The organism is Salinispora sp. H7-4 (assembly GCF_013416675.1).
Classification (GTDB): domain Bacteria; phylum Actinomycetota; class Actinomycetes; order Mycobacteriales; family Micromonosporaceae; genus Micromonospora; species Micromonospora vitiensis.
The window spans coordinates 212,806-239,447 of record NZ_JABZED010000016.1; the positions used below are offsets into that span (position 1 = coordinate 212,806).

23 protein-coding genes, 1 other RNA gene and 1 pseudogene are annotated in these 26,642 nt (G+C 70.4%); 10 read left to right on the forward strand and 15 right to left on the reverse strand.

Annotation, left to right across the window (positions count from 1 at the left end; translation table 11 throughout):
• Positions 1–124 precede the first annotated feature (124 nt).
• Positions 125–706 (forward strand): hypothetical protein, encoded by a 582-nt coding sequence (locus H0524_RS24300; protein ID WP_218941841.1) that lies wholly within the window; start codon positions 125–127, stop codon positions 704–706.
• Between the two features lie 181 nt (positions 707–887).
• Here H0524_RS24300 and glnA read toward each other — a convergent pair whose 3' ends face one another.
• Positions 888–2,237 carry a type I glutamate--ammonia ligase gene (gene glnA / locus H0524_RS12020; protein ID WP_018726880.1) on the reverse strand — a complete coding sequence of 450 codons (1,350 nt, stop codon included), beginning with the start codon at positions 2,235–2,237 and terminating at the stop codon, positions 888–890.
• Between the two features lie 204 nt (positions 2,238–2,441).
• On the opposite strand from glnA, the gene H0524_RS12025 reads away from it, so the two are divergent.
• From H0524_RS12025 to H0524_RS12040, 4 genes are all read left to right on the forward strand, one after another.
• Positions 2,442–4,238 (forward strand): NAD+ synthase, encoded by a 1,797-nt coding sequence (locus H0524_RS12025; RefSeq protein WP_180198721.1) that lies wholly within the window; start codon positions 2,442–2,444, stop codon positions 4,236–4,238.
• Positions 4,239–4,350: 112 nt separating this feature from the next.
• Positions 4,351–5,196 (forward strand): 3-methyl-2-oxobutanoate hydroxymethyltransferase, encoded by an 846-nt coding sequence (gene panB, locus H0524_RS12030; RefSeq protein WP_018726882.1) that lies wholly within the window; start codon positions 4,351–4,353, stop codon positions 5,194–5,196.
• 77 nt (positions 5,197–5,273) lie between these two features.
• Positions 5,274–5,759 carry a hypothetical protein gene (locus H0524_RS12035; RefSeq protein ID WP_180198722.1) on the forward strand — a complete coding sequence of 162 codons (486 nt, stop codon included), beginning with the start codon at positions 5,274–5,276 and terminating at the stop codon, positions 5,757–5,759.
• A gap of 229 nt (positions 5,760–5,988) precedes the next feature.
• Positions 5,989–6,474 (forward strand): hypothetical protein, encoded by a 486-nt coding sequence (locus H0524_RS12040; protein WP_180198723.1) that lies wholly within the window; start codon positions 5,989–5,991, stop codon positions 6,472–6,474.
• A 159-nt stretch (positions 6,475–6,633) separates the two neighbouring features.
• Here H0524_RS12040 and npdG read toward each other — a convergent pair whose 3' ends face one another.
• The 3 genes and pseudogenes from npdG to H0524_RS12055 form a co-directional block, all read right to left on the reverse strand.
• Positions 6,634–7,332, reverse strand: a complete 699-nt coding sequence (gene npdG / locus H0524_RS12045) for an NADPH-dependent F420 reductase (RefSeq protein WP_180198724.1) — start codon at positions 7,330–7,332, stop codon at positions 6,634–6,636.
• Positions 7,333–7,397: 65 nt separating this feature from the next.
• Positions 7,398–8,169, reverse strand: a pseudogene (locus tag H0524_RS12050) (helix-turn-helix domain-containing protein).
• 101 nt (positions 8,170–8,270) lie between these two features.
• Positions 8,271–8,690: a VOC family protein gene (locus H0524_RS12055; protein ID WP_180198725.1), complete on the reverse strand. Its 420-nt coding sequence runs from the start codon at positions 8,688–8,690 to the stop codon at positions 8,271–8,273.
• An 88-nt stretch (positions 8,691–8,778) separates the two neighbouring features.
• On the opposite strand from H0524_RS12055, the gene H0524_RS12060 reads away from it, so the two are divergent.
• Positions 8,779–9,567, forward strand: coding sequence for a TetR/AcrR family transcriptional regulator (locus H0524_RS12060; protein WP_180198726.1), 789 nt, complete (start codon positions 8,779–8,781; stop codon positions 9,565–9,567).
• A gap of 39 nt (positions 9,568–9,606) precedes the next feature.
• Here H0524_RS12060 and H0524_RS12065 read toward each other — a convergent pair whose 3' ends face one another.
• The 3 genes from H0524_RS12065 to rnpB all read right to left on the reverse strand — a co-directional run bounded on the left by H0524_RS12065 (position 9,607) and on the right by rnpB (position 13,763).
• A complete protein-coding gene (locus H0524_RS12065) occupies positions 9,607–10,212 on the reverse strand; it encodes a bifunctional 2-polyprenyl-6-hydroxyphenol methylase/3-demethylubiquinol 3-O-methyltransferase UbiG (RefSeq protein WP_180198727.1) in 606 nt (201 codons plus the stop codon).
• Between the two features lie 232 nt (positions 10,213–10,444).
• A complete protein-coding gene (locus H0524_RS12070; RefSeq protein WP_180198728.1) occupies positions 10,445–12,712 on the reverse strand; it encodes an FG-GAP-like repeat-containing protein in 2,268 nt (755 codons plus the stop codon).
• 636 nt (positions 12,713–13,348) lie between these two features.
• An RNA gene (rnpB, locus tag H0524_RS12075) (RNase P RNA component class A) lies at positions 13,349–13,763 on the reverse strand.
• Positions 13,764–13,898: 135 nt separating this feature from the next.
• Between rnpB and H0524_RS12080 the strand changes: the two genes are divergently transcribed.
• Positions 13,899–14,660 (forward strand): sulfite exporter TauE/SafE family protein, encoded by a 762-nt coding sequence (locus H0524_RS12080; protein WP_180198729.1) that lies wholly within the window; start codon positions 13,899–13,901, stop codon positions 14,658–14,660.
• A gap of 15 nt (positions 14,661–14,675) precedes the next feature.
• Here the strand turns inward: H0524_RS12080 and H0524_RS12085 are convergent, their stop codons facing one another.
• The 5 genes from H0524_RS12085 to H0524_RS12105 are packed head-to-tail and all read right to left on the reverse strand — an operon-like array spanning position 14,676 to position 19,362.
• A complete protein-coding gene (locus H0524_RS12085; protein ID WP_180198730.1) occupies positions 14,676–15,884 on the reverse strand; it encodes a bifunctional RNase H/acid phosphatase in 1,209 nt (402 codons plus the stop codon).
• 2 nt (positions 15,885–15,886) lie between these two features.
• Positions 15,887–16,624 carry a zinc ribbon domain-containing protein gene (locus tag H0524_RS12090; RefSeq protein WP_180198731.1) on the reverse strand — a complete coding sequence of 246 codons (738 nt, stop codon included), beginning with the start codon at positions 16,622–16,624 and terminating at the stop codon, positions 15,887–15,889.
• On the reverse strand, positions 16,614–17,486 hold the full coding sequence (locus H0524_RS12095) for a Nif3-like dinuclear metal center hexameric protein (protein WP_180198732.1): 873 nt from the start codon (positions 17,484–17,486) through the stop codon (positions 16,614–16,616). The genes H0524_RS12090 and H0524_RS12095 overlap by 11 nt, the downstream gene beginning before the upstream one ends.
• A gap of 59 nt (positions 17,487–17,545) precedes the next feature.
• Positions 17,546–18,142 carry a flavoprotein gene (locus H0524_RS12100; RefSeq protein ID WP_180198733.1) on the reverse strand — a complete coding sequence of 199 codons (597 nt, stop codon included), beginning with the start codon at positions 18,140–18,142 and terminating at the stop codon, positions 17,546–17,548.
• A complete protein-coding gene (locus tag H0524_RS12105; protein ID WP_180198734.1) occupies positions 18,139–19,362 on the reverse strand; it encodes a helix-turn-helix domain-containing protein in 1,224 nt (407 codons plus the stop codon). The genes H0524_RS12100 and H0524_RS12105 overlap by 4 nt, the downstream gene beginning before the upstream one ends.
• 230 nt (positions 19,363–19,592) lie before the next feature.
• Between H0524_RS12105 and H0524_RS12110 the strand changes: the two genes are divergently transcribed.
• Positions 19,593–20,276 carry a bifunctional DNA primase/polymerase gene (locus H0524_RS12110; RefSeq protein ID WP_180198775.1) on the forward strand — a complete coding sequence of 228 codons (684 nt, stop codon included), beginning with the start codon at positions 19,593–19,595 and terminating at the stop codon, positions 20,274–20,276.
• Positions 20,277–20,511: 235 nt separating this feature from the next.
• Positions 20,512–20,769 carry a DUF3040 domain-containing protein gene (locus H0524_RS12115; protein ID WP_018216509.1) on the forward strand — a complete coding sequence of 86 codons (258 nt, stop codon included), beginning with the start codon at positions 20,512–20,514 and terminating at the stop codon, positions 20,767–20,769.
• Between the two features lie 26 nt (positions 20,770–20,795).
• Here the strand turns inward: H0524_RS12115 and H0524_RS12120 are convergent, their stop codons facing one another.
• Both H0524_RS12120 and H0524_RS12125 read right to left on the reverse strand, forming a co-directional pair.
• The gene (locus H0524_RS12120; protein WP_180198735.1) at positions 20,796–21,764 is read right to left on the reverse strand and encodes an SWIM zinc finger family protein; all 969 of its coding nucleotides are present in this window, start codon (positions 21,762–21,764) and stop codon (positions 20,796–20,798) included.
• Positions 21,761–25,042: a DEAD/DEAH box helicase gene (locus H0524_RS12125; protein ID WP_180198736.1), complete on the reverse strand. Its 3,282-nt coding sequence runs from the start codon at positions 25,040–25,042 to the stop codon at positions 21,761–21,763. Before H0524_RS12125 ends, H0524_RS12120 begins: the two co-directional genes overlap by 4 nt.
• Before the next feature lie 152 nt (positions 25,043–25,194).
• Between H0524_RS12125 and H0524_RS12130 the strand changes: the two genes are divergently transcribed.
• Positions 25,195–25,401, forward strand: coding sequence for a hypothetical protein (locus H0524_RS12130; protein ID WP_180198737.1), 207 nt, complete (start codon positions 25,195–25,197; stop codon positions 25,399–25,401).
• 5 nt (positions 25,402–25,406) lie between these two features.
• Here H0524_RS12130 and H0524_RS12135 read toward each other — a convergent pair whose 3' ends face one another.
• Positions 25,407–26,555, reverse strand: coding sequence for a polysaccharide pyruvyl transferase family protein (locus H0524_RS12135; RefSeq protein WP_026323016.1), 1,149 nt, complete (start codon positions 26,553–26,555; stop codon positions 25,407–25,409).
• Between the last annotated feature and the right edge of the window lie 87 nt (positions 26,556–26,642).

Consider the following 26,642-nt stretch of genomic DNA (forward strand, 5'->3'; position numbering starts at 1 on the left):
TCACCGGCCGCCCCGGGCAGTCGCCCAGATTGTCAGCTGGCACACAGCCTCGCCACGGTGTTCCTCCAGCCGACGCGGTCACTGTCGGTCGCGTACCGCATCACCGACGAGTTGGAGGATCCCCATGTCCCGCACGATTCGTAGGAAGCACCTGCTGGCCGGGCTCGCCGCAGCCGGCGTGCTCGGCGTCGGCGTGGCCGCACCGGCCATGGCCGCTGCCAACACCTCGCCCGCCGCGAGCGCCAGCGCCGACGCCGACGCCGAGAAGGGCACAGCCAGGGAACAGCAGCGCTCCGACCGGCAGGCCGCGTTCGCCGAGGCGCTCGCCGAGAAGCTCGGCGTGGAGGTGAACGAGGTAACCACGGCGCTGGAGGAGCTGCGCGAACAGCGGGCGGCCGACCGGCCCGAGCGGCCGGAACGGGGCGAGCGGCCGGAACGGGGCGAGCGGCCGGAACGGGGCGAGCGGCCGGAACGGGGCGAGCGGCCGGAACGGGGCGAGCGGCCGGAGCGGGGCGAGCTGGGCGAGCGCCCGGACGCCGCTGACCGGCAGGAGGCGCTCGCGCAGCGCCTGGCCCAGGCGGTCGAGGACGGCACCCTCACCCAGGAGCAGGCCGACGCGATCACTGCGGCGGCCGCGGCCGGCATCCTCCGGGGCCCGGGCGGGCATGGCGGACCGGGTGGGCACGACGGCTCCGTGGGTAAGTAGTTCGCCCCGCCCCGACGGCGCTTCAAAGGCGGCGCGCCGGTAACCCGGCGCGCCGCCTTTCGCCGGGATTGGACGACGGCACCTCGCCCGCACCGCGGTCCTCGTCGAGCCCCGGTCGGACCAGGGTCAACGGCCGGCACGCCGGCCGACGCCAGGAACAGGGCCGACCGGGACCGGAAGATCAGAGCGAGAGGTAGTGCTGCCGCTCGTACGGCGTGACCTCGCGGCGGTACTGCTCCCACTCGGACCGCTTGTTGCGCAGAAAGAAGTCGAAGACGTGCTCGCCGAGCACCTCGGCGACCAGTTCGGAGCCGGCCATCACGTCGATCGCCTCGGCGAGGTTCTCCGGCAGTGGCTCGTACCCCATCGCCCGGCGCTCGGCGCTGGTCAGCGACCACACGTCGTCCTCGGCGCCCGGCGGCAGCTCGTACCCCTCCTCGATGCCCTTGAGGCCGGCGCCGAGCATGACCGCGAAGGCCAGGTACGGGTTGGTCGCCGAGTCGGGCGATCGGACCTCGACCCGGGCCGAGTTCGGTTTGCCGTACGCCGGGACCCGAACCAGCGCGGAGCGGTTCAGGTGCCCCCAGCAGACGTACGCGGGGCTCTCGGTGACCCGGTTCGGCAGGGCCTGCGGGAAGAGCCGTTTGAACGAGTTGACCCACTGGTTGGTGACCGCCGTGTACTCCCGGGCGTGCACCAGCAGACCGGCGATGAACGCGCGGGCGACCTTGGAGAGCTTCATCGGGTCACCGGCGTCGTGGAACGCGTTGCGCTCCCCCTCGAACAGCGAGAGGTGGGTGTGCATGCCACTGCCCGGCTGGTCGGTGAAGGGCTTCGGCATGAAGGTGGCCTGCACGCCGGTGGAGAGCGCCACCTCCTTGACCACGTGCCGGAACGTCATGATGTTGTCGGCGGTGTTGAGCGCGTCGGCGTAGCGCAGGTCGATCTCCTGCTGGCCGGGGGCGACCTCGTGGTGGCTGAACTCGACGGAGATTCCGATCCGTTCGAGCGCGAGTACCGCCTGTCGGCGGAAGTCCCGGGCGACCGCGTGGGTGGTGTGCTCGAAGTAGCCACCGGTGTCGACCGGGGTCGGCACCGAGCCGTCGGGCGCCCCATCCTCCAGCAGGTAGAACTCGATCTCTGGATGGGTGTAGTAGGTGAAGCCCTTCTCCGCTGCCCGGGACAGCGCCCGACGCAGCACGTGACGCGGGTCGGCCCAGGACGGACTACCGTCGGGGAGCAGGATGTCGCAGAACATCCGGGCGCTCTCGCCGCTGACCCCGCCCTCGAAGGGGAAGACCTGGAAGGTGGTCGGGTCCGGCATCGCCACCATGTCAGATTCGACGACCCGGGCGAAGCCCTCGATCGCCGAACCGTCGAACCCGATGCCCTCCTCGAAGGCGGACTCCAGCTCGGCGGGGGCCACCGACACGCTCTTCAGCGTGCCCAGCACGTCGGTGAACCACAGCCGGACGAACCGGATGTCCCGCTCTTCCAGCGTACGGAGGACGAACTCCTGCTGACGGTCCACTTCCACCCCTTACTACCCTATTGTCCGCTTTCAGCCCGCGAACGACCCGGCCTGACCGATCAGTCTCCACCGGCCTCGTTACGCCGACGTTACGCGACCTTCCCACGCCCGCACCGGCCTGTCCCACCCCCGTCACCACCAGCTGGGAGCCCCTCTCCCCGCACGCGCCACACCCCGCTCGGACCGCTGCGGCAAGATAGGGACATGACCACCCTGCGTCTCGCACTCTGCCAGGTCAACCCGACTGTGGGTGACCTCGTCGGCAACGCCACGAACATCCGGGAATGGGCCCGACGCGCCGCCGACGCCGGCGCCCAACTGGTCGCCTTCCCGGAGCTGACCCTGACCGGCTACCCGGTCGAGGACCTGGTTTTCCGCCGCTCCTTCATGGAAGCGTCGAAGACGGCGCTGGGCCGGCTCGCCGCCGACCTCGCCGCCGATGGGTTGGGCGACCTGCCCGTGGTGGTGGGCTACCTGGACGCGGACGGCCCACCACAGTTCAGCGGCGACGCCGAGCCGGGGCACGGGGCACGAAACGCGGCGGCCCTGCTGCACAGTGGGAAGACCGTGGCCACCTACTTCAAACACCACCTGCCCAACTACGGCGTCTTCGACGAGGACCGCTACTTCGTACCAGGCGAGACGCTGTCCGTGGTACGGGTCGGCGGGGTGGATGTCACGCTGACCATCTGCGAGGACCTGTGGCAGGTCGGGGGGCCGTTCGCCGCCGCCCGGCAAGCCGGCGTCGGCCTCGTTATCAACATCAACGGCTCGCCGTACGAGCTGAAGAAGGACGACGTCCGGCTACCGCTGGTCCGCCGTCGGGCCGCCGAGGCCAGGGCCACCATCGCGTACGTCAACATGGTCGGCGGCCAGGACGAGCTGGTGTACGAGGGCGACTCCATGATCGTGACGGCGGAGGGGGAACTGCTCGCCCGCGCGCCGCAGTTCGTCGAGCACCTGCTGGTACACGACGTGGATCTCCCCGCGGCCACCGACGGCCCACCCGCCGACATCGAACTGGCCGACGGGATGCGGGTGCTCCACCACCACGTTGACACGCTGCCGGCCGCACCCACCGAAGAGTCGGCGGCCGGGGAGCTCCTCAAACCGGCGGCTGACGAGGCGGAGGTGTGGCAGGCGCTCGTGCTGGGCCTGCGTGACTACGTCGACAAGAACCGCTTCCCCTCCGTGGTACTCGGCCTCTCCGGCGGCATCGACTCGTCGGTCGTGGCGGCACTGGCCGTTGACGCGCTCGGCGCGGACCGGGTGGTCGGGGTGTCACTGCCGAGCCAGCACTCCTCCGAACACTCCCGGGAAGACGCAGCGGAACTGGCCCAACGCACCGGACTGGACTACCGGGTCGAGCCGATCCAGCCGATCGTCGACACGTTCCTGGCCAACCTGTCACTCTCCGGCCTCTCGGTGGAAAATCTCCAAGCCCGGGTCCGCGGGGTGATCCTGATGGCCCTGTCGAACCAGGAGGGCCACCTGGTACTGACCACCGGCAACAAGAGCGAGCTGGCGGTCGGCTACTCCACCCTGTACGGCGACTCGGTCGGCGGTTTCAACCCGGTCAAGGACGTCTGGAAGACCCTGATCTGGCAGCTCGCCCGGTGGCGAAACGCCGAGGCGGTCCGCCGCGGCGAGACCCCGCCGATCCCGGAGAGCTCGATCAACAAGCCCCCGTCGGCCGAGCTGAGCCCCGGCCAGCTGGACTCCGACACCCTGCCGGAGTACGACCTGCTCGACCCCATCCTCATCGGCTACATCGACGGCGACCTGGGCCGGGACGGGCTGATCGAGGCCGGCCACGACCCGGCGCTCGTGGAGCAGGTGCTGCGGATGGTGGATACCGCCGAATACAAGCGGCGCCAGTCCGCGCCCGGCACGAAAATATCGATGAAGGCGTTCGGGCGGGACCGCCGCCTACCGATCACCAACCGCTGGCGCGAGGACGGCGGAGCGGCCGCAGCCGCCGAGCGCCTCGGCGGCGAATGAGCGGCTCGGGGAGTGACATCCTGCACTGCCCCCTGCCGCGAACCGCCGTGCGGTGCGACGATCGCGGCAGAGCCCGGGGACCGCGTACGCGGCCTCGAGGAAGGAGAGAACCATGCGGGAATCCAACCCAGCCGAGGTGACCGCCCTCTACGGCGGACCGGCGACCCGACGGGTCCGCGCCCGTGACCTACTCGCCGCGAAGGAGCGTGGCGAGCGGTGGGCGATGCTCACCTCGTACGACCAGTACACGGCGGGGATCTTCGACGCCGCCGGCATCCCGGTGCTGCTGGTCGGTGACTCGGCCGCGAACAACGTCTACGGCTACGACACGACGCTACCGGTGACCCCCGACGAGTTGCTGCCCCTGGTCCGGGCCGTGGTCCGGGCCACCCGGCACACGCTGGTCGTCGGCGACCTGCCGTTCGGCTCCTATGAGGAGGGGCCGACCGCGGCCCTGCGCACCGCCGTACGGTTCATGAAGGAAGGCGGCTGCCACGCGGTCAAACTGGAGGGTGGCCGCCACTGCGCCGAACAGATCGCCGCGATCGTTCGCGCCGGCATTCCGGTGATGGCGCACATCGGCTTCACCCCGCAACGGGAGCACACCCTGGGTGGCTACCGGGTCCAGGGCCGGGGCGACACCGCCGAGGAGGTGATCGCCGACGCCCACGCGGTCGCCGAGGCGGGGGCCTTCGCGGTGGTACTGGAGATGGTCCCCGGCGACGTGGCGAAACGGGTGACCGCCGAGCTGACCATCCCGACCGTGGGCATCGGCGCTGGCCCGGACACCGACGCCCAGGTGCTGGTCTGGCAGGACATGGCGGGCCTCCGTACCGGTCGGACGCCCCGCTTCGTGAAGCGCTACGCCAACCTCGCCGACACCTTGGGCGAGGCGACCCGTCGGTTCGCCGACGAGGTCCGCGACGGCGGGTTCCCCACCGCCGAACACACCTTCTGACCGGGTTTGACGGTGGCCCGGCCAACACCGGGCCACCGCCGACCAGCCACTCCGGACGAAACACGTAAGATCATCGCGTGCTGAAAACACGTTTCTTCCGGGCCCTGCTGATCCCGACCGCCGTCCTCGCCCTCACCGCCTGCGGCGGTGAAGACGACTCGGAGCCGGCCACCTCCGAGTCGAACGCCCCCTCGGCGGCTTCCTCGTCGGCCCCAGCCGCAGCTGCGGCCAAGAGCGACGAGGAGCTCTGCGCGGCGTTCAAGGAAAGCCAGGAGCAGTTCCAAAAGACCTTCACGGAGACTATGGCGGATATCCTCACGGCGACCGAGGAGGAAATGGAAAACGCGATCGGTGAGCTCATGACCGAAATGGCGACGGAGGTCACCGAGATCGCCGCTACCGGCAACGCCGACAGCGAGGTCACCGCCACCCTGGAGGCACTGAGCATGGAGGCCGAGAAGGCGGCCGCCAACCTGGACAGCGCGGACGACGCCGCCTACGAGGCGGCCGGCGAAGCCGCCATCGCGGCTTGCCAGAAGGTTGGCGTAGAGATCAATTACTGATCGCGATCTCATCGGCAGGCCGGACAGCCCCGGCTGGCCAGGATGCCGCTCGTGCGCTCCGCCGGGGTTCCGGCGGAGCGCACACTCCGCCCACGTCCACCCACAACCCCGCGGCGGCAGAGGATCATGATCCGCTGCGAGCCGGGGTTGCCCGGGCAGCGGGCTCCCACCCGGGGCTCACCGTCCGACGGGTCTCCATTGGGGATCAATTCGAGTAGCATTCCCTTTCGTGCGTAAAACAACTCTCTTCCAGGCTCTGCTGATCCCCGCCGCTGTCCTTGCCCTCACCGCTTGCGGTGGGGACGACCCGGAGCCGACGGCATCCGGGACACCGACGACCGACCCCACGGCGGCCTCCTCCTCGGCGCCACCTGCGGCTGCCGCCGGCAAGGGCGACAAGGAACTCTGCGAAGCCGCCAACAAGGCCAGTATGGAGCTCCGGCAGACCCTGCTGGACGCCGTCTCCGGCGGCGAGGAGCCGGATCCGGGGCTGTTCGAGGAGATCTTCACCGGGTTGGCGACCGAGTTCGGCGCCATCGCCGCCACCGGAGACGCCGACAGCGAGGTTGCCGCCGCGCTGACCGCGTACAGCGAGGAGGCCGGCAAGGCAGCTGCCGCCGGGAGCCCGGAAGCCGCCGACAACCCCGACTTCCTCAAGGCCACCGAGGCGGCCGTCGAGGCATGCGAGACGGTCGGGGTTTCGCTCGACCTCTGACCCGCACGGCAGCTTGGGCTAACCCACGACGTCTGCCGGCTAGCGGTGGCCCGGCAGGACAATGGTGCGGCCCGCTGGAAGCCCAGCGGGCCGCACCGCGTTTCGCCCCACCTCCGAACGCCGCCCCGATGAAGGGGGCGCGTCCGGACCCCACCACCTTCAGAGGTCGGTGACCCGGATGCCGGCGTGGGCCTTGTAGCGCTTGTTGATGGCGATCAGGTTCGCCGTGAAAGCCTCGATCTGGTGGGCGTTCCGCAGGCGACCGGCGTAGATGCCGCGCATGCCGGGAATCCGGGCCGCGAGGGCACCAACGATGCCGGCCAGTTCCCGCTCCTCGGTGCAGATCAACACGTCCAGCTCGATCCGGTCGATCTGCGGATCCGCCAGCAACGGGGCGCTGACGTGGTTGAACGCCGCGCACACCCGGGACTGCGGCAGCAGCGCGGCGGCCTGCTGGACCGCGCTGCCCTCCGGCACGGTGAGGGCGTACGGGCCCTGCTTGTCGAAGCCGAGCGGGTTGACGCAGTCGATCACGATCTTGCCCGCGAGGGGCTCCGCGAGCGCGCCGACGATGCTGGCGTGGCCGTCCCACGGCACCGCGATCACCACCACCTCGCTGCGCCGGGCGACCTCCTCGTTGGCGGCCCCGGTGACACTCGCGTCGGCGGACACCCCGGGCAGGGCGGCGATCTCCGCGGCGGACTGGGCAGCGCGCTCGGCCGAACGGGAACCGATCAGCACGGTCTGGCCGGCACGGGCGAACCGGTAGGCGAGACCACGCCCCTGGTCGCCCGTGCCGCCGACGATACCGACAGTTAGCCCGGACACATCGGGTAGGTTGCTCGCGTCGTAAGCCATGCGAACATCCTCGCAAACCGCCGATGCACGAGCAGCAGTCGATGCTGTGACAATCCCCGCTGGGGTCAGGCCCGCTCCACCGGAATCCACAGTTCGGACTCGGCGGTCGCGCCGTCCGCCGCGACACTGGTGCGGGAGATCTCCGGACCCGGACGACTGCGGTACGGGTTAGCCGGGAACCACAGGGTGAAGACGTCCCGCCACAGGTGCTGGACGGTCTGCGGGAACGGACCGGAGGTGGTGAAGACCGCCCTCCGCCCGACCGTCAGCAATCTTGGTGCTGACGTTGACGATGCCCTTTGGCTCCTGGTCGGACAGCGCCGCCATCCGGTCGGCTGTCTCCTGGTCGATACTCCGGACGAACTCGACGATCGCCGGGTTCATCCCCTCATGCACCAGGGGCACCCGGGCTCGCCGGCCCACCAGGCGGAAACCGTCCTTGTCAACGATTCGGTAATCCATACTGCTACTCCCGTCGATGGTAAGACGGAAGGAGATCCGGGGCTGGGCGCGCAGGGTCGCCCCCGTACGGCGGGCCTCGCCCGGGCTGACGCCGTGCACGGCCTGGAACGCCCGGCCAAACGCCTCGGTGGAGCCGTAGCCGTACCGCACCGCGACGTCGAGCAGCGACTGCTCCCCCGACAGCACCTCCGCCGCGGCAACGGTCAGTCGCCGACGGCGGACGTACTCGGACAGTCCGATCCCCGCCAGCGCGGAGAACAGCCGCCGCAGGTGGTACTCCGACGTCGCGGCGATCCGCGCCAGTTCGGCCACGTCGACCGGCTGGTCGAGTTGCTGCTCGAGGTGGGCCATGACATCGTTGAGCCGCTTCAGCACCCGGACCTCCTTCCCTTGCGCCCACGACGCTAGGGCCACGCGGGCAGCACCAACCCGACAAGCTATGCCAGATTCGATCAGGTCATCCCAGGCCGGGATGGCTACCCGGCGGCGGCGCCACGCGTTGCGGGACCAGGCTCCGATGCGCCGTTCCAGTCGACGAGCTGGACGATGACACCGTTCGGATCGCGGACCTGGAAGGCGCGCTCGCCCCACTCCTCGGTGGTCAACGGCATAGTGATCTTGACACCCTCGGCCTGCAGCCGCGCCAGCTCGCCCTCAAGGTCATCAACCACGAACGCCAGAATCACACCGCGGGCATGGTCGTCACGCTGGTCATCGGGGAGAGTGGCGAGTCCACGCTGCAGGAAGACAACGTGGACGCCGGCGTCGTCGCGGGTCAGCGAGGCGAACCCGTCCGCGGCCATCTCCTGACGAAACCCGAAGTGGGTGGTCAGGAAGGCGGCAGCGGCGGGGACATCCTCGACATTGAGTGATACGGCAGTGGAGGTGATCTTCATGGCAGAGTCCTTCTCGCGATGATCTGGGTTACCTCGTACGTCGTACGCTGTACATTGTACAGCGTACGGAGAAATTGGGGAGATGACTGTGCGTACACCTGACGTAACCAGCGGCGGAGACCCCGGGCGTACGCTCGCCCTGCTCTGGCGAGAGCCATCGACGGCGGCACGCCGGGGCCCGCAGCGCGGGCTCAACCTGGACGCGGTGATCGAAGCGGCGACCGCCGTCACCGACACCGAGGGGCTGACCGGGCTGACCATGCGCCGAGTCGCCCAGGAGCTGCGAGTCTCCCCCATGACCCTCTACACGTACGTGCCCGGCAAGGCGGAGCTACTCGACGTGATGCTCGACGCCGCGTACGGCCGGATGTCGCGCGCCGACACCACCGGACAACCCTGGCGACTACGGCTGACCGCGGTGGCCGAGGAGAACCGGACGCTCTTCGAGACCCATCCGTGGACCGCGACGGTCTCCACGCTGCGGCCCCCGCTCGGTCCGGGCGCGATCGCCAAGTACGAGCACGAGCTGACCGCCCTGGACGGCTTGGGCCTCGACGACGTCGAGATGGACGACTGCCTGACCCTCCTGCTGAGCTTCGTCCAGGCCAATGCCAGAGTCGCCGCCGATGCCCGGGCTACTGCCCAGCTCACCACCATGACCGACGAGCAGTGGTGGGCGGCCGCCGGGCCGCTGCTGGCCCGGGTCCTCGACCCCGCGGCCTACCCGCTGGCCACCCGGGTGGGCAGTGCCGCCGGCACGGCGCACGGCAGCGCCCACGACCCCGCCCACGCCTACGAATTCGGCCTCCGCCGCCTCCTGGACGGGCTCGCCACCCTCATCGAACGCACGACACCCGCGGCATCAGAGAACTCCTGACGCCGCTCCAGGCCGATCAGCGACTGGTGAGGTTAAGGGTCACTCGGCGGGGCGACGGAGCAGAGTGACGGCGAAGTCGCTCTCCTCTCGCCACGGGCGCAGATCCCAGGTGGCGAAACGGTGCTCCCGGCGTAGCCCGGCCGCAGCCGAATCCTCGTCGAAGGCCGACAGCGGGTAGCCCCGGTCAGTGCCGAAACCAACCGCCACGATCCCGTCGGGACGCAGGTGGGCCGCGATCCGGCGGAGCACGTCGGCCTCCGTGCCCGCGGCGACGAAGGTCATCACATTGCCGGCGACCACGGCGGCGTCGAAGGGTTCCGGCTCACCGGCGGCGGCCAGATCGAGTTCAGCCAGGTCGGCCACGAGCCAGCGCGGACCGGGATAGGCGGCCCCGGCCGCCTCGACCAGGACGGGATCGGCGTCAACACCCACCACGGTGTGCCCCCGCAAGGCCAGCGCGGCCCCGAGCCGACCAGTGCCGCAGCCGGCGTCGAGGACCCGAGAACCCGGCGCTACCAGGGCGTCGATCAGCCGGGCCTCGCCGGCGAGGTCTGCCCCCTCCGCCGCCAACCGACGGAATCGGTCGATGTACCACTGGGAGTGCTCTGGGCCGGTGTCGGTCACCCATCGGGTCGGCTTTGCCATGACGACAACCGTATCCCCTCGGGCTTTCGGTCAGTCCGGCGCCGGGCACCGCTGACCCCAGCCCCAACCAGCGGATTTCCCATCCGTGGCGGGCCTGGTGTTCGCCCGGACATGGCTGTTGGCCGGCACCCCGGTTCGGGTGCCGGCCAACAGTTTCTTTCCCCCTTGGCTGGGTCAGATCTGTGGGTGGGGGTGTGGTAGAACCCGACCGGGCTACGCTGGGCCGCGTAGATCAGGAAATCGGGCCAAACTCGGTTGGGTCATCCCACCCCGGACCGCCTGGCGTCCTCGCGGGGTAGCGCCACACCTGCCCACTCGCCGACGCACCTGCAATCAGGGCGTCGCGCCCGTCCTGATCGGAGCGAATTGAGATGAGTTCGTCGCGTTCGGCCCAACCGCCGCTCGCGACCTGAACTCGGTCGTCGAAGCCGCCACCGGCCTTGCCCGGATACAACCATAGTTTGCCAGTGTCTTCCTCCACAGCCACCAAGTCGTCGTACGAGTCGTCGTTGAACTGGCCTCGCGCCAGAGCGCCAAGCGTGTTCCAGTTCGCGGTGTCGAGGTCGACGCTCGTCGCCCAGGTGGCATTGCCGCGCCCTGCCCACATGCGCAGTTTGCCAGTATTCCTATCTACAGCTACGAGGTCGTCGTAGACGTCGTCGTCGAAACGGCCAGCGGTGAGCCGCTCGTTTCCGTGCCAGCCCCATCCGACAGGATCCGTGCCCTTGTAGCCCCAGTCAGTTCCGCTCTCCGTGCCCGGCCATAGCCAAAGGTCGCCGGTGCTAGAGTTGATGGCTAGCAGGTCGTCGTAGCTGTCCGCGTTAAACCGGCCCACCGTCAAGTCCCGGAACCCGGTCCAGCCTGTACCCACCTGGATTCGGGGAGCCCACACGCCGGCGCCCGTGCCCGGGTAAAGCCAAAGTCGGCCAGTATCCTTTTCGACGCCGATCAGGTCCGCGTACTCGTCGCGGGTGAACTCGCCGGTGACCGCCTCCAACAACCTGTGCGGCTGCAGTGCTGGAACACGCCCGATCGGTGCTACCCGCTCGCCAAGCAGGCCGCCAGCCACAGTGCCGGGGTAAAGCCAGAGCTGGTCGTGTTCGGTGGCGATCAGGTCGTCGTAACCGTCGGGATTTAGCTTGCCGGCTGCGAGCGAACTAAGCGCGCTACCGCCCCCGGCAATCGTGATCGCCTGACCCCAGACTCCACCGCCAGCGGCGCTACCGGGATACATCAGGAGATCACCGGTGTCCCTCGCCAATGCCACGATGTCGTCATAGCCGTCCCGGTTGAAGCGGCCGACGACCAGTTCGGTGAGATTTCCCCAGCGCTTGCCAATCACCGTTGACGCACTGAAACCACCAGCGCCGTTGCCCGGCCACATCCGCAGTTCGTTCGTGGAACGCGCGACCGCTGCGATGTCGTCGTAGCCATCCCGGTTGAACTGGCCAGCGACCAGGTCGGTTTTGCCTTGCCAACCGCTGCCGACCTGCACCCTTTCTCCGAGCCCTCCGGCACCGTCGCCGGGGAACAGCCAGAGTTCCGCGGTAGCGGTTTCGATGACGAGCAGGTCTTCGTTGGCGTCCCCGCCGAACTGGCCGACAGTAAAGTCGCGGTAGTCGGTCCAGCTGACATCCGATCGGACCTGGATCCGGTCGCCCCAAAACCGGTCGATGGCGGTCCCAGGGTAGAGCCAGAGTTTACCGGTACCCGGCTCGACCGCCATCAAATCATCACGGCCGTCTCCCGTAAACTCTCCCGTGACCGTGTTGGTCAATGCATACGGCTGCAGGCGGGTGCTCTCCCGGAACCAGTCGGCTAGATCATCGAGGCGAGTCTGGGTAGCATCGGTCCGGGTTTCGGTCTCACCGAGACAGCCGCCTTGCCAACTGGTGTTGTTGATCGCAACGAGTTCGACACCTGACTCGGTCTCACGAAACGCCGGCCCACCACCGTCGCCCTTACAGATCGTTGCTGCGGCTGAGGTGCCGATGACCCCGATTGTCGTGGCCGCCACCTCGGAAACCGTAAAAGTAGCTGAATGTAAACGGTCGGGCACCCACTCGGTCGCAGTGCGACCATATCCGGTAACCCTCAGCGTTTCCTGTGCCAACGGTGCGGCAGTTGACCATTCCACTGGCGTCACATCAGTGACCGGCGCCGACAGCTCAACCAGCAGAACATTGCGGGTTGGATGCGGAACTAGAGTCGTCACTCCGAGACGGTGGCCCGCGTTGCCGGCGAGATTGGTTCGCCCAACCAGTACGCTGGTCGGACGGCTGGGAACGGCCCCAGCAGGCGCTGACCCCCCTTCGGCAAAACAGGATTTCGCTGTAACGACCCATCGACTGGCAACGAGAGCGCCGGTACAACTATGCAGTTCACCAAAGTTCACCTTGGCCGAAAAGGGATACCCCCCGTCAGGGACCTCTTCTCCGCCGGAGACTGCAGATACGGCACTCCCCGTCAGCACACCAGCGGCCAGCCCGGCCACCAGCATGACGCCAACCCTGACCCGTAAGGATCTACTAAACAATTTTGCTCCAAACTATCCAGCCATCGGCTGGACCATCAATCAACACAACACCCAAGGATAGCCTCCCGCCGAAAAGCACCCCACCCAAGGGGTAAGCTAGGCAAATCACCCAGAGCTGAAATTTTTATACAATATTAAGATCAGTGGAAATTTGCCTAGATACACGCCCCAGCGCGTTTGCCTCAATCAGTACATGGAGCTGGCGGTAACGAATGAGTCGACCGGCACGCCGGATATCAAGTGAAACTAAGCAGGCGCCAGGCCTTCGCTCGCTCTACCCCGGGGCGACGGCATGACGCACTGTCAATAACAACCATTTTCGCCCGAATTACCCGCTCCTACAGCACGCTTCGATCAGTGCCATGTACACAAACACGCAAGCCCAATTGGGGCGGACCTGCCTTCGAGCGCACTCCCACCATGAGCAAGTCGCGCAGATACTCGCTCCCGAAGGGGTCGGAGCTGCGATCCCTTTAGGGCGATGAGCGACCCAAACCTTAAGGCTGTCGAATGCTGGCCGAAGTGGATCATGAGCGACTATCGACGCCCGGATATAGAGCCAGCTCAGAGCCTTGATCAGGTCTCTGAGCTGGTGGGCGACGGACGAGTCGACCTGTACGCCGGATTCTGTGCGCGACGCGGACCCGAGGGCACGCGCCGGCGGCGGTCATCCATCTCGGCCTGCCGTCACCGGCAGGCTCCAGCGGCCTACCCGCAGACATCGGGCGGGCCGCCCTCGATCGTCTGCGCGGGTCGTCGTCTCAGCTGATGACGCCCCTTCTTGGCCTTGCTCCGGGTGGGGTTTACCGAGCCACCCCGGTCACCCGGGGTGCTGGTGGGCTCTTACCCCACCGTTTCACCCTTACCGTCCCCGTCCGGAGACGGCGGTCTGTTTTCTGTGGCACTGTCCCGCGGGTCACCCCGGGTTGCCGTTAGCAACCACCCTGCCCTGTGGAGTCCGGACGTTCCTCGACGGCGGGCCGGAGCCCGCCGACGCGACCGCCCGGTCGACTCGTCCGTCGCGCACTCATCCTAACGACGCGGTCGCCGCACCCATTTCCGCCCCAACCACCACACCTGCGCCCGCCGACGCGCCGCAGCGGGCGCCGCGGGGTGGAGGGGGCACCGCGACGTACTAGCCTGCCTGAGCATGCACATCGCCGACGCCGCGCTGCTCGTCACCGCCGGCCTCGCCGCCGGCACACTCAACGCGGTGGCCGGTGGGGGGTCGCTGATCACCTTCCCGGCGATGATCGCCGCCGGGTTGCCGCCGGTGTCGGCGAACGTGAGCAACTCGGTGTCGGTCTTCCCGGGATACGCGGCGAGCGTCGCAGGCAGTCGCGCGGAGCTGCCGCGTGGTCGGGAGCTGGTGGCTCTGCTGCCCACCACCGTCCTCGGTACGGTCGCCGGCACCGTGCTCCTGTTGGCCACGCCGGCCCGGGCGTTCGAGCTGGTCGTACCGTTTCTGGTGCTCGGGGCGACGGCGGTGCTGGCCTTCCAGGGGCCGCTGCGCCGGTTCGTCGGGCACCCCCGCGACCGGTCGACGCGCCACCGTACCGTCTGGGTGCAGGCCATGGTCGCGCTCGCCGCGGTGTACGGCGGCTACTTCGGGGCGGCGCTGGGGGTGATGGTGGTGGCGGGCCTGGCGCTGGTGCTGGACGCGTCGCTGGTCCGGGTCAGCGCCATCAAGAATCTAATCTCGGCGGTGGTCGGGCTCACCACGCTGGTGGTGTTCGCGCTGTTCGGGCCGGTGAACTGGGTGGCGGTCGCCGTGGTCGCACCGGCGACGCTGGTCGGTGGGTACGCGGGCGCGCGGCTGCTCCCCCGGTTGCCACCGATGGTGCTCAGAACGGTGATTGTGGCCTTCGGGACAGTCATCGGCCTGTACCTGCTCTGGCGGACCAGAAGCTGAGCGAACCGGGGGTGGTCAGCTGGACGGGAGGTGGGCGGTGTCGTTGACGGAGCAGACGGCCACTCCGCCGTCGGGCCAAAGGTCCACCACGGAGATGCCGGCCGCGGCGAGCAACAGCCGGTACAGCAGCGTGTCTCCGCCCCCGAGGGCGTCCCGCAGGATCAGTTTGATCGGCGAGACGTGCGAGACCACCACGACGGTCTCCCCCGGGTACGCCTTCCGCAGCTCATCCACCACCCGTCGGCTGCGCGTGGCGACGTCGGCGAATGACTCTCCGCCGGGCGGGGCGACCGTCGTGTCGGCGAGCCAGGCGTCCATCTCGCCGGCCCAGCGCTCCCGCACCTCCGCGAAGGTGCGGCCCTCCCAGGCCCCGAAGTCGCACTCGACCAGGTCGTTGTTGTCGCGGACCGGCTTTCCCCCGAGCGCCGCGGCGATGGCCTCGGCGGTGTGCCGACACCGGCTCAGTGGGGAGCTGACCACGGCCGCGGCCGACGGGGCCAGCGCGGCCACCCGGTTCGCGGTGGCTTCGGCCTGGGCCCGACCGAGGTCGGAGAGGGGTACGTCCACCCGGCCGGAGTAGCGGCGTTGTTCGGTGTACTCGGTCGCCCCGTGCCGGACGAGAACCAGCCGGGTCGCGGTGAAGCTGGGCCGCGGCTCCCAGGAGGCGGGGGTGGTGGCCGGGCCGCTGCCGCTGGTACGGGCGGTGGCGGCGCGGGCCGCGGCCTCGCGGGCCGCCGCGCGGGCGGGCGAATCGGCGGCGGCCACCGGTCGGGGTTCCTCGACTGCTCGCTTCGCTGGCTGGGTTGGTGCTCCGGCGGCGGCGTCCATGGCGGCGTTCGCCAGGGCGTCGGCGTGCCGGTTGCGGTTTCGGGGAATCCAGGTGAACCGGACGGCGGCGAACTGGCCGACCAGCCCGGCTGCCTGCGCGGCGAGCGGACGCAGGCCGGGGTTTTTGATCTGCCACCGGCCGCACATCTGCTCGACCACGAGCTTGGAGTCCAACCGGGCTTCCACCTCGGCGGCCCCCAGCTCGGCGGCGGCCTCCAGGCCGGCGATCAGGCCCCGGTACTCGGCGACGTTGTTGGTGGCGGTGCCGATCGCCGCTGAGCGTTCGGCGAGCACCTCGCCGGTGCCGGGGTCGCGGAGCACCGCGCCGTATCCGGCCGGACCGGGGTTCCCCCGAGATCCACCGTCGGCCTCGACGACAACCACGCGCGGCGCCACGACTACAGCCCGGACTCGTTGGTACGGATCATGATCCGGCGGCACTCCTCACAGCGCACCACGTCGTCCGGATCCGCGGCGCGGATCCGGGCCCGGTCCGCGCCGGAGAGCTCAAGCCGGCACCCGCCGCACCGACCGCCGGTGAGCAGGGCCGCGCCGAGCCCGCTCTCCGCCCGGATCCGGTCGTAGAGCGCGACCAGCTCACCGGGAAGGTCGGCGGCGAGGGGCTGGCGGGCGCCGCGCTTGAACTCCTCCTCCTTGGTGATCTCGCTCAGGCTGTCATCGCGGCGCCGCTCGACGGCGTCCCGCTTCTCCCGGGCCTCGGTGATCCGCTTCTCGATCCCGGTCAGGACGCCCTGCGCGGTCTCCCGCTGCTCCATCAGCTCCAGTTCGGCGTCCTCAAGGTCACCCTGGCGGCGGTTGAGGGAGGCCAACTCGTGCTGGAGCGCCTCCAATTCCCGGGCCGGTCCGACGCCGGCGGCGAGGCGGTCCTCGTCCTTGCGCTTACGGGCTCGCACCTGGTCAACGTCCTGCTCCAGCCGGTCGATGTCCCGGTCCAGGTCATCGATGGCCACCTGGGCGCGGGCGCGCTCGTCCTCCAGCGCGGACAGCTCCCGGGCGAGGGCGTCCAGCTCGGCCCGCTCGGGCAGCGTCCGGCGACGGTGCGCGAGTTGGGCGAGGGTGGTATCGATCCCGGCCAGGTCGAGCAGGCGGCGCTGGACTAACGGTTCAGCCTTCACAGTGGGGCTCCTTGTTGTCCGCCGCGGGCGGGGCGGCGTGTACGGTCCACGGGTCAGTCTCCAGGTCGGACACGAGCGTATCGACGCCCGTCGCCTCCCGTAGGACGGCGGCCAGGTCGTCCAGCCACGGGCGTTCGGTCGCCCAGTGCGCGGCGTCGAGCAGCGCCGGACCGCCGGTGGCCAGATGCTCGCTGGTGGGGTGGTGCCGCAGGTCAGCGGTGAGGTACGCGTCCACCCCGGCGTTTGTCGCGGCGGTGAGGAAGCTGTCGCCCGATCCGCCGCTGACGGCGAGCGTACGCACCGTGCGGTGCGGGTCACCGGCGGCGCGTACGCCCCAGGCGGTGGCCGGGAGCACGGCGGCGGCGTGCCGGGTCAGCTCGGCGAGGGTCATCGGCTCGGGTAGCTCGCCGATGCGGCCGATCCCCCGGCCGGCACCGTGTGCGGGTGCGCCGACGGCGGGGGGTGCCAGCGGCCGGAGCCCGGTCAGCCCGAATCGGGCGGCCAGCGCGTCGGAAACTCCCGGTTCGGCGACGTCCGCGTTGGTGTGCGCCACGTACAGCGCGACATCGGCCTTGATCAGCTGGTGGACGATCCGCCCCTTGTAGGTGGTCGGGGCGACCGAGGACACCCCCCGCAGGAGCAGCGGATGATGCGCCACGATCAGGTCGGCCCGGGCGTCGATCGCCTCGGTGACCGTCTCCGGCACCACGTCCACCACACAGAGCACCCGGCGGACCGGCGCGTTCGGGTCGCCGAGGACCAGACCGACGCGGTCCCACTCCTGCGCCCACGCTGGTGGGTAGCGCCGCTCCAACTCGGTCACCACGTCGGCGACGGTCGGCGGAAATTCGGGTGTCCTCACGGCGGGCCAGCTTACCTACGAGCGCGGGGACGGGATGCGTCGCCACCCGGGGCGGGCGGTCAGGCGACCCGGATCGCCACGGTTGGCTCCGGCAGTGCGGCCACCACCGCCTCCCAGGGGAAGGCGGGTAGGTGGCGCTCACCGGACCCGGGCGGATGCAGGGGGATGACGTGATCGCCGAAGAGCACGGTGATGCCCCATTCGGCGAGCCGGCCCAGGGCTGCCTGGAACGCCGGGTGGGCGGCCATCGCCGCGTTGGTGAACGGGACCGCGACCAACGGCACCCCGCGGCCCTGCGCCTCCACGAGCAGGCCGAGGGGGAGGGTGTCGGCTATCCCCGCCGCCCATTTGGTGATCGTGTTCACCGTGGCCGGGCAGACGATCATCGCGTCCGCCGGCGGTAGGACATCTGGATCGCCCGGGTTCTTGTAGTGGCTACGGACCGGGTAGCCGGTCTGTCGGACCAGCGCCGGCCGGTCAACGAACTTGGCCCCGTCGGGGGTGGTGACGACACAGACCTCCCACCCGGCCTGCTGGGCCAGTTCGACGAGCCGGCCGACCCGGCGGGCGAGCGGCGAACCGCAGGCGAGCACGTAGAGCACCCGGCGTTCGGCGCCGGTCGACTGCGACGTGGCCGGCGATGCATCCAGACTCATATTCCGACTCCCATGTGTTCGGCCAGCTCCGCGATCGAGGCGGACGGGGTGCCCCGGGTACGCCGCAGGATGTCGGACATCACCTCGTGGGCGATCGGGCGACAACGGATCTCGGACGGAGCGAGCCGGTCGCCCTGCAGCAGCATCTCGCCGGCGTTGACCACATCACCAACCTGTGCGTAGCCCCGGGCGATGTCGAGCAGGTGGTGGGCGCGGCGCTCGGGTAGCAGGGCGTTGAACTCCGGCCCGATCCGCTGGTGGACCTCGACTGCTCGGCCGCCGTCGCCAAGTTCTACGGCGGCCGCGGCGCGGTGCAGCTTCACGTTGGTGGGCCCGAACGAGGTCCAGTAGTGGTTCTGGTCGCCGCCGAGCAGGGTGGCCGCCTCGTCGGCGCCACCCAGCAGGTCATCCACTGTGGCGGTGTCACCGATCCGGGAGGCGGCCATCGCGCCCTGGAGCAGCAGCATGCCGTAGACCGACAGCCGGTCCGGGGTAGCGTCGTTGGTACCGCCCGGGGCCAACCGGTTCGCGATCGCGACGTTCACCTCCAGCGCCGGGAAGGGGCGCCCCATCGCCACCAGGGCGTTACCGACCCGGGCTGTGGCGATGCCGGCCAGCAGCGGATCGTCGGCCCGCTGGGCGACCGCCATCGCCCGATCGGCCGCGAGCCATGCCAGATCGCACTCCCCCAGCTTGCGCAGGACCGACGAGGCGATCTGGTAGACCTGCCCGAGCAGGTGTGCCGCCTCGCGGTTGTCGTCGCCGGCGAAGCCGGCGTCGGCTGCCTGGGCGTCCCGCAGCAGCTTGGGGAGCGAGCGGGTCAGCATCCCGTATCGACCGTACTGATAGGTCAGCCAGGCGTGGCTGACGGCCTTGCGCATGTCGGGCAGGGGCGGCGGGTACGGCGCCGCGTCAAAGTAGGCGCTCATCGCGTCGTACCGCTCCAGCGCTGCCCGAATCTCCTGGACCTCGGTCTGGTCGATGCAGTTCAGCGCGTCAGAACGCCGTTCCGGGTCCTTGCCGAGCAGTAGCTGCACGTCAACCCGGAGAGTGTCGGCGATCTCGTAGATGACGGAGAACTTGTCCAGCCGACGTACCCCGCGCTCGACCTTGTCCACCCAGCTCTTCGACTTACCCAGCCGGTCCGCGAAGACCTGCTGGGACATCTTGCGTCGCCCCCGCCAGTAGGCCACCCGACGCCCGATGGGTAGCTCGTCCATGTCCCATCCCTTTCCTACGCGTCCATTCCAGCCGATAAGCCGGGTTTGTCGCGGGCACGGCGCTTTGTTCAGATATTTCCTGATCGCACAGCATGTACGTCAGCTGATCAGCCGACGCTCCTAGCGTTCATGCAAGTTGCACCAGCCGTTCGTCAACTCAACGATCGCGGGTCAAGGCAGTGACGGTGCTCGACAGACGCCACCGGCACGACCAGATCCGGCAAGGGGAGATGGCACATATGTGGGGGAATATCGGACCGCGGGTCGCTCAGCTGTCACCCCTGGAGCGGGTACGGCTACGCCGCGTCGCCGTACGCTACGCGCTGCACGGCTGGGAGGTGACCCCCGGCGCGTGTCTGGCCCGCAGCCGCTTCGTCTGCGGGCGGGCGGGCTGTCCCACCGTCGGCTGCCATCCCGCACTGGTGGATTGGGAGCACTCCGCCAGCGCCGACCCGGCCCGGATCGCGACGTGGTGGCGCACCCGGCCGCACGGCGTGCTGCTACCCACCGGGCGAGCCTTCGACGTCCTGGAGGTGCCGGGCCACGTCGGACGAGACGTACTCCTCGCGGTCCAGAACCATCCGGCCGGCCCGGGAGTACGCGGGCCGGTGCTGTCCACCCCCACCGGCCGGTGGATGTTCCTGGTCCGACCCGGCGACCCACTTCGCCCCGAACTCGAACACTGCTTCCACGTGGTACGGCACGGCCCGGGTTCGTGGATCCCCGCCCCGCCGACGCGGCTACCCGAGGGGGCGGTGCGCTGGGTGGTCGCCCCGGAGCAGGCCCGCTGGCAACTCCCCGACTCGTACCTGGTGCAGAGCAGCCTGATCGCGGAGTTGCGGGCGAGCGGGGTACCACTGGCAGTGGAGCAGCTGGTCCCCGGCCACCTGCCGCTTCCTCGGCAGGGATACTGACCGGCAGGGGCTATACCAACCCTATGTTCGGAGCTGCCGCTAAGGGCGCTGACCTGCACAAGGACACCAAGCCAGGACAAAAGCCCCAGCTACCTGGCCGGCGACACCGAGCCGCCCCCGAGCCGCCAGCCCAGCGCATGCCGCCCGTACGTCGGAAAGTGTCAGCAGCAGGAGCGTGAGCCGCTACCGCAGCGGGTATGCCCGGCGAGCCGCTGAACACGTGAGGGGATGGCACATGCTCAGCAAAGAGGATCAGCGCAGGTTCGAGCAGATCACCCGCAACCTCCGGGAGAGCGACCCGGCATTCTTCGCCCGGCTGGACCATCGCGCGAAAGGCCACCGCGGCCGGTGGTTGATGCTGTTGACCATCGTGCTCTGGGCGGCGCTCCCCGCGACAACTGTGCTTGCCGGCCCGACGGCTGGTGCGGTCTGCGCGGTGGTCCTGGTAGCCAACGCCGTGGTCATGTGGCGCTTCCGGCGCCGCTGGCTATGAATCACCCGGTCTTCCGCCACGCACGGTCAGCCGCTGCCCTGCTCGCCGAGCCGCCGATAAGCCCGGCGTAGTCGCTCCACCAGCCCGGGGCCACCGATGGCCGGGGCGGGCGCACCAAGCTGCCGCAGCAGCAGCTCGGTCCCCGCCGCCAAGGTCGGCGGTCGGTCGGGCAGCGGAACCGGCGCGGACCAGAACCGATCGACCGCGTCGGCCAGTGACGCCGCCGGCAGACCCGCCACCGACCGCGCCGCACCGGTCACCGGCACCGAAGACGCCTCGTCGGGCACCGGCACCGAAGACGCCGCACCGGTCACCGACGCCGAAGAAGCCTCGTCCGAATCAGACCGTTCGGCTACGGCGGCGGCACCGCCCCGGCGCACCCGCAGCCGGTCCAGCAACTCGGCTCGACCACGGCCGCGCCAGTGCAGCAGCGCGAACGGGTCGGCGTCGAACGCCTCGGCGAGAAGGTAGAAGGTCGCGGCGAGATGTTTGCACGGCACCGCTGCGTCGGGGCAGCTGCACCACTGGCCCAGCTCGGCCAGACCGGCGGGGAACAGCGGCGCACCCGCCGCAACAAACAGCTCCTCCAGCTCAGCGGGGAGATCACCGGCGAGTAGCCGCGCGCTGAAGAACGCCTGTGCGGCCAACTCCTCCTCCACCCGAGACCAGAGCGTCGCCGGGAAGGGCGCCAGCGTGATCCGCACCTCGTACGGCCGGGATCGCGAGCCCTGCACCGCGGCCGTCACCTCGCCCGGCGTCACCTCCAGCCGCAGCACCTGCCCCGCCCGGGCGTACGACCGACCACGGGTGAGGCGGGTGCCCAGCGCGAAGGACTCCAGCACCTCCAGGAACCGGCGGGACCACCAGGAGGTGCCGATCGCGCCACGGGTACTGCGCGCTCGCAACCCGCCGGCGACCCGGCGCGGCGGACCGTAGTCGGCGAACCGGTCAGCCCGGCGGCCCGGCTTGTCGCCGCCGGCGGCCCGCGGGCTCATTCGGCCACCGCCCCGGCCTCCAGCTGGAACAGCTCCCGCAGCTGCGCCGTGGACAGCTCGGTCACCCACTGCTCACCGGCGCCCACCACGGTCGAGGCGAGCCGGCGCTTGTCGGCGATGAGTGCGGCGACCTTCTCCTCCACCGTGCCGGCGCAGACGAACTTACGGACCTGAACGCGCCGCCGCTGCCCGATGCGGAACGCCCGGTCCGTGGCCTGGTCCTCCACCGCCGGATTCCACCAACGGTCAACATGCACGACGTGGTTGGCCGCGGTCAGGGTGAGACCGGTACCACCGGCCTTGAGCGAGAGTACGAAGAGCGCGGGGCCATCCGGGGACTGGAACCGGGTCACCATCGCGTCCCGGTCGGCCTTACCGACGCCGCCGTGCAGGAACAACGTCTCCTGTCCGAACCGCGCCGACAGGTGGCCGCGCAGCATCCCGCCGAACTCGGCGTACTGGGTGAAGAGCAGGGCCTTCTCCCCCGCGGCGAGCACCTCGTCGAGGATCTCCTCCAGCCGGGCCAGCTTCCCGGAGCGGCCGGTCAGCGCCGAGTTGTCCCGCAGCAGGTGCGCCGGATGGTTACAGACCTGCTTGAGCCGGGTCATGGCGGCCAGCACCAGCCCTCGCCGCGCGATCCCCTCACTGGACTCGATCTGGGCCAGCATGTCGTCCACCACCGCGCGGTAGAGGGCCGCCTGCTCCGCGGTCAGACTGCACACCACCTCCATCTCCAGCTTCTCCGGCAGGTCAGAGATGATCGAGGAGTCGGTCTTGAGTCGACGCAGCACGAACGGGCCGGTGATCCGGCGCAGCCGCTCGGCCGCCTCCGCGTCGCCGTGCCGCTCGATCGGTTCGGCGTACCGCTTCTTGAACTCGGCGGCCGGGCCGAGCAGTCCGGGATTGGCGAACTGCATGATCGACCAGAGATCGGCGAGCCGATTCTCCACCGGGGTGCCGGTGACCGCGATCCGATGCCGGGCGGGCAACGCGCGAACCGCCTCGGCTTGCCGGGTGGAGGCGTTCTTGATGGCCTGTGCCTCGTCCACCACCACCCGATGCCAGTCGACCCCCGCCAACTCCCCCGCGTCGCGGGCAGCCACCGTGTACGTGGTGAGGACCAGGTCCGCGCCCGCCACCGCCGCGGTGAACGCCGCCCCCCGGGCCCGCTCGGCGCCGTGGTGCACCTGGACCCGTAGGCCCGGGGTGAAGGTCGCCGCCTCCCGCTGCCAGTTACCGACCAGCGACATCGGAGCGACCAACAGGGTCGGGCCGACGCCCGGGGGATCGCCGGCGAGCAACGCGAGTAGCTGCACCGTCTTACCGAGACCCATGTCGTCGGCGAGCACCCCGCCCAGGCCGAGGGACTGGAGGAAGACCAGCCAGGCCAGCCCCCGCCGCTGGTAGGGGCGGAGCACGCCGCGGAACGACGGGGCCGGGTCCACCGGGGTGAGCTGCCGCTCCACGGCTCCGGCGAGCAGGTCACCCAACGCGCCGTCGGCCGCCACCTCGAGCACCGGCAGCGCGTCGGCGCCGGGGTCGGCGAGGCCCTGCCGCAGCAGGTCGCCGACGGTCAGCTCGCCGGTGGAACGGAGCAGCCGCAGGCCGGCGGCGAGACGCTTCGGATCCAGCTCCACCCAGCGCCCATGTAGCTGAACCAACGGGGATTTCAGCGCGGCCAACGACTCCAGCTCCGCGGCGGTCAGCGGCTGGTCACCGAGGGACACCTCCCAGCGGTAGTCAACCAGGGCATCCAGCCCCACCCCACCGCCCGCCCCGGCCACGGTGCCCGGAGCGGTGCGACTCTGGGCCTGTAGTCGGGCGCCGAGCCGGGATGAGGGACGCCGCCACCAGGAGGGCAACAGCACCGCGAACCCGGCCGCGTGCAGCACCGGCGCGCCGTCGCGGAGAAAGTGGTGCGCGCCCGCTGTGTCCAGCTCCAGCGCCTCGGGGGTGGCGGTGCGCAGGGCCGAGTTCAGCTCCGGCCAGAGCCGGCTGGCCCGCCCCAACTCGGCCAGCAGGGCTTCCTGCGGAGCGGCTGGACCGGGCAGGGTCACCGGCTCGTGCCAGATCCGTGCGGCGTCAACGTGCAGGCCGGGCTGGTCAGCGGGCTGCAGGCCGAACTCGACCCGCCACGGCCCCTCGGCCGCGACCGGCCCGCCGGCCGCCGCCTCGACGAACCCGTCCGTCGGCGGCTCCACCAGCCGGAAGCTGGCCCGGACCGATCCTCCCACCGCATCGCGCTGCCAGGCGTCCAGCTCACCGCGCAGGGTGTCGAGCTCCGCCGCGTCGGCGAGAAAGTCACGACGCGGGCCGGTGAGCGCCGCCAGCCACGCCGTGACCGCACCCCGCGGCCGAGCTCCCCGGGTGAGGGAGGTCTCCGCGAGGGCGGCCCGCACGGCCGCGTCGGTGAGAGCGTCGAGCGCCTCGGCCACCAGTTCCCCGGGTTCCCCGACGGCCGCCGTTGGTCGCCTCGCACCCCGCGCCCGCGGCGGCGCACCACCACCCTTGGCGGGCGCTTCGGCTCCGCCGGTTACCGGCATCTCCGGTGCGCCGGTCACGGCAAGCGGATCCAGATCGACCTCGACGGCGGCGCGGGCCGCGGGCGGCAGGGCGAGGGCGAGGGCACGAGCCCAGCCGGCATCCGCGCCGGTGAGCAGCGGCCGCCACACCGCCCACGCGACGGCGCTGGCGCCCTCCCCCGACGTCGACGTCACCCGGTCCGGGGCGGCTCGACCGGCGCGGGTGACGCCCGTACGTCGCCGGGTCCGCGCAACCGGTCGCGGGTCATCGCCGGGCTCCGGCCGGACGGCGGGCAGGACCCGACCGCGGGCGGCGAGGTCCACCGCGAAGGCCGCCAGCTCCGCGAGGTGACGCAGGGTGGCGCCGGGTACGGCGTCCGGTAGCGCACCGGCCGCGGTGATCCGCGCGAGTAGCGACAGGGCGGTGTCCGGGGCGTACACCAGGGCCGGCACCCGCCACCCGGCCAGCGTGACCGGTCCACGGAGCGGATCGACCGGCGCGGAGCGGACCAGCTCCGGCGAGTCCAGCGGCGAACCAGCTCGGGTGGGCAGGGTGAGCAGCGCCGTGCCGGGCACGGTCGGCTCGGCGACCTCGGCCAGGGCTGCGGCGAGCACGGGGTGCCCAGCGGCGAACGGGTGTGGTCGCTCGCGGGGCGCCCGCCCGGCCCGCGGAGCTGCCCGGGGTGGCGATGTGCTGTCCTCGGCCCAGACGGCGAGGCCGCTGTCGAGCCGCCACGACCCGTGGACAACCAGCACGCGATCTCCCCTCGTTGGCCACCCCGGCCCAGGATAGGCGGGGCGGCAGCGCGGCTCGGCACCGCTGTAGCAGACCCGCTCCTGGCCCGGACCTGTTTTCCGGGGCCGACGCTTCCGCTCCGCCGGCGCGCCGGTCGGGGCAGGATGGGCGCATGGCGCCAACCGTGGAGATTCCGCTGGCCGGTGGTTCGTCCGACGGGCAGACCGTCACCGTCGAACTGGACCCCAACGGTCGCCCACCGCTGACCCACCACCACCTCGGCGACGGCGGACTCGCCGACGCCGAGATCTACGAGCTGGAGACGGTGGGGGGAGACGCCCGGAGGTGGCGCTACTGCTGGCGGGGTTCGGCGGTCTGACCGGCTCACCCGTCCACGGAGACCATCGACTGGGTCCGGAGACTCTCCAACACCACGCGGGTCACCTTCGAGGTGCCCCGGGCCTCCTCACACACCTCGGCGACCCGGCGGGCGGTGGCCTCGGCGCGCTGTTCCCGCTCGTCCCACAGCCGGTCAACCTCGGCCAGCAGCGGGCCCTCGACCTCCCGCTCCAACCCACGCAGAGCGGGAACGCCGAGGCGCTGGGCCAGGTCGAAGACCTTGCCGGCGTACGGCAGGGGAAGAAACGGGGTGTTCACCATCGCGGCGAAGATCAGAAAGTGCAGCCGCATGCCGACCACCAGGTCGAAGTGGCGCATCAGGCCGAGCACCTGCTGGGGTGAGTAGCTGCCGTGCAGGATGCGCCCCCGTTCGGCGGCGACCATGTGTGACAGCACGCCGTGGGAGTGCCGGATGTCATCCCGCTCCATCGGGACAAAGAGAACATCAGCATCAATTCGGTGGACCAAGAAGTCACCGATCTGGGCCAGGAGCCGGTGGTAGCCGTCCACATCGAGCCGTTCGGCGGCCCGCCCCGGTTCCCGCACACTCATCCCGACCAGATGCCGACCTGCCGGCACTCCCTCCTCCCGAAGCAGGTGTACGGGGAAGTCCTCAGGCTCCAGGAGAAACGCCGGATCCGCGGTGACCGTGATCGGATTGAGCAGCCCAGCCTCCTCCAGGAGCATCCGGGACTCCTGGTCCCGCACCGTGACCTGGGTTGCCCCGGCCAGCGTCTCCCGGACCATCCCGGTATCCACCATCTCGCTGAGCGGTCCGACCCCCACCGCGTACGTGAGCAGCGGCAGGCCACGCTCCTGGGCGACCCGGACAACCCGCAGGTAGCGGCGGGCCTCCTGGTCGTAGAGGATGCCGCCGCCCCCCAGGATGAGCAGATCGAGCTGAGCCAGCAGCGGGGACGAGTCGGTGCGGCTCACCCCCTCCCACGGCACCGCCTCCACCTCCGGGTGCGCCGCCCGGGTGTGATCGGGGTTGCGGGAGAAGACGATGATCCGGGCGTTCGGCTCCTGCTCCCGCAGGTCGGCCAGGAGGCCGGTGAGGATCGCCTCGTCACCGAGGTTACGACCGCCGTACGAGCCGAGCACACCGATGGTCAGGCCGGTGCCAGCTGTCATCCGTCGCTCCTCCCCGGGTGCGTCCACGCGAATTCCCGGTACACCGGAGAACAGTCCTGCCCCGGGCGACGGGTGGGACCCGCCGGC

Excerpts from the sequence above, each read along its gene's own strand:
- H0524_RS24300 (WP_218941841.1), top strand. The coding sequence starts at position 125 with ATGTCCCGCACGATTCGTAGGAAGCACCTGCTGGCCGGGCTCGCCGCA.
- H0524_RS12025 (WP_180198721.1), top strand. The coding sequence starts at position 2,442 with ATGACCACCCTGCGTCTCGCACTCTGCCAGGTCAACCCGACTGTGGGT.
- panB (WP_018726882.1), top strand. The coding sequence starts at position 4,351 with ATGCGGGAATCCAACCCAGCCGAGGTGACCGCCCTCTACGGCGGACCG.
- npdG (WP_180198724.1), bottom strand. The coding sequence starts at position 7,332 with ATGGCTTACGACGCGAGCAACCTACCCGATGTGTCCGGGCTAACTGTC.
- H0524_RS12055 (WP_180198725.1), bottom strand. The coding sequence starts at position 8,690 with ATGAAGATCACCTCCACTGCCGTATCACTCAATGTCGAGGATGTCCCC.
- H0524_RS12065 (WP_180198727.1), bottom strand. The coding sequence starts at position 10,212 with ATGGCAAAGCCGACCCGATGGGTGACCGACACCGGCCCAGAGCACTCC.
- H0524_RS12070 (WP_180198728.1), bottom strand. The coding sequence starts at position 12,712 with ATGCTGGTGGCCGGGCTGGCCGCTGGTGTGCTGACGGGGAGTGCCGTA.
- H0524_RS12080 (WP_180198729.1), top strand. The coding sequence starts at position 13,899 with ATGCACATCGCCGACGCCGCGCTGCTCGTCACCGCCGGCCTCGCCGCC.
- H0524_RS12100 (WP_180198733.1), bottom strand. The coding sequence starts at position 18,142 with ATGAGTCTGGATGCATCGCCGGCCACGTCGCAGTCGACCGGCGCCGAA.
- H0524_RS12105 (WP_180198734.1), bottom strand. The coding sequence starts at position 19,362 with ATGGACGAGCTACCCATCGGGCGTCGGGTGGCCTACTGGCGGGGGCGA.
- H0524_RS12110 (WP_180198775.1), top strand. The coding sequence starts at position 19,593 with ATGGCACATATGTGGGGGAATATCGGACCGCGGGTCGCTCAGCTGTCA.
- H0524_RS12115 (WP_018216509.1), top strand. The coding sequence starts at position 20,512 with ATGCTCAGCAAAGAGGATCAGCGCAGGTTCGAGCAGATCACCCGCAAC.
- H0524_RS12120 (WP_180198735.1), bottom strand. The coding sequence starts at position 21,764 with ATGAGCCCGCGGGCCGCCGGCGGCGACAAGCCGGGCCGCCGGGCTGAC.
- H0524_RS12130 (WP_180198737.1), top strand. The coding sequence starts at position 25,195 with ATGGCGCCAACCGTGGAGATTCCGCTGGCCGGTGGTTCGTCCGACGGG.
- H0524_RS12135 (WP_026323016.1), bottom strand. The coding sequence starts at position 26,555 with ATGACAGCTGGCACCGGCCTGACCATCGGTGTGCTCGGCTCGTACGGC.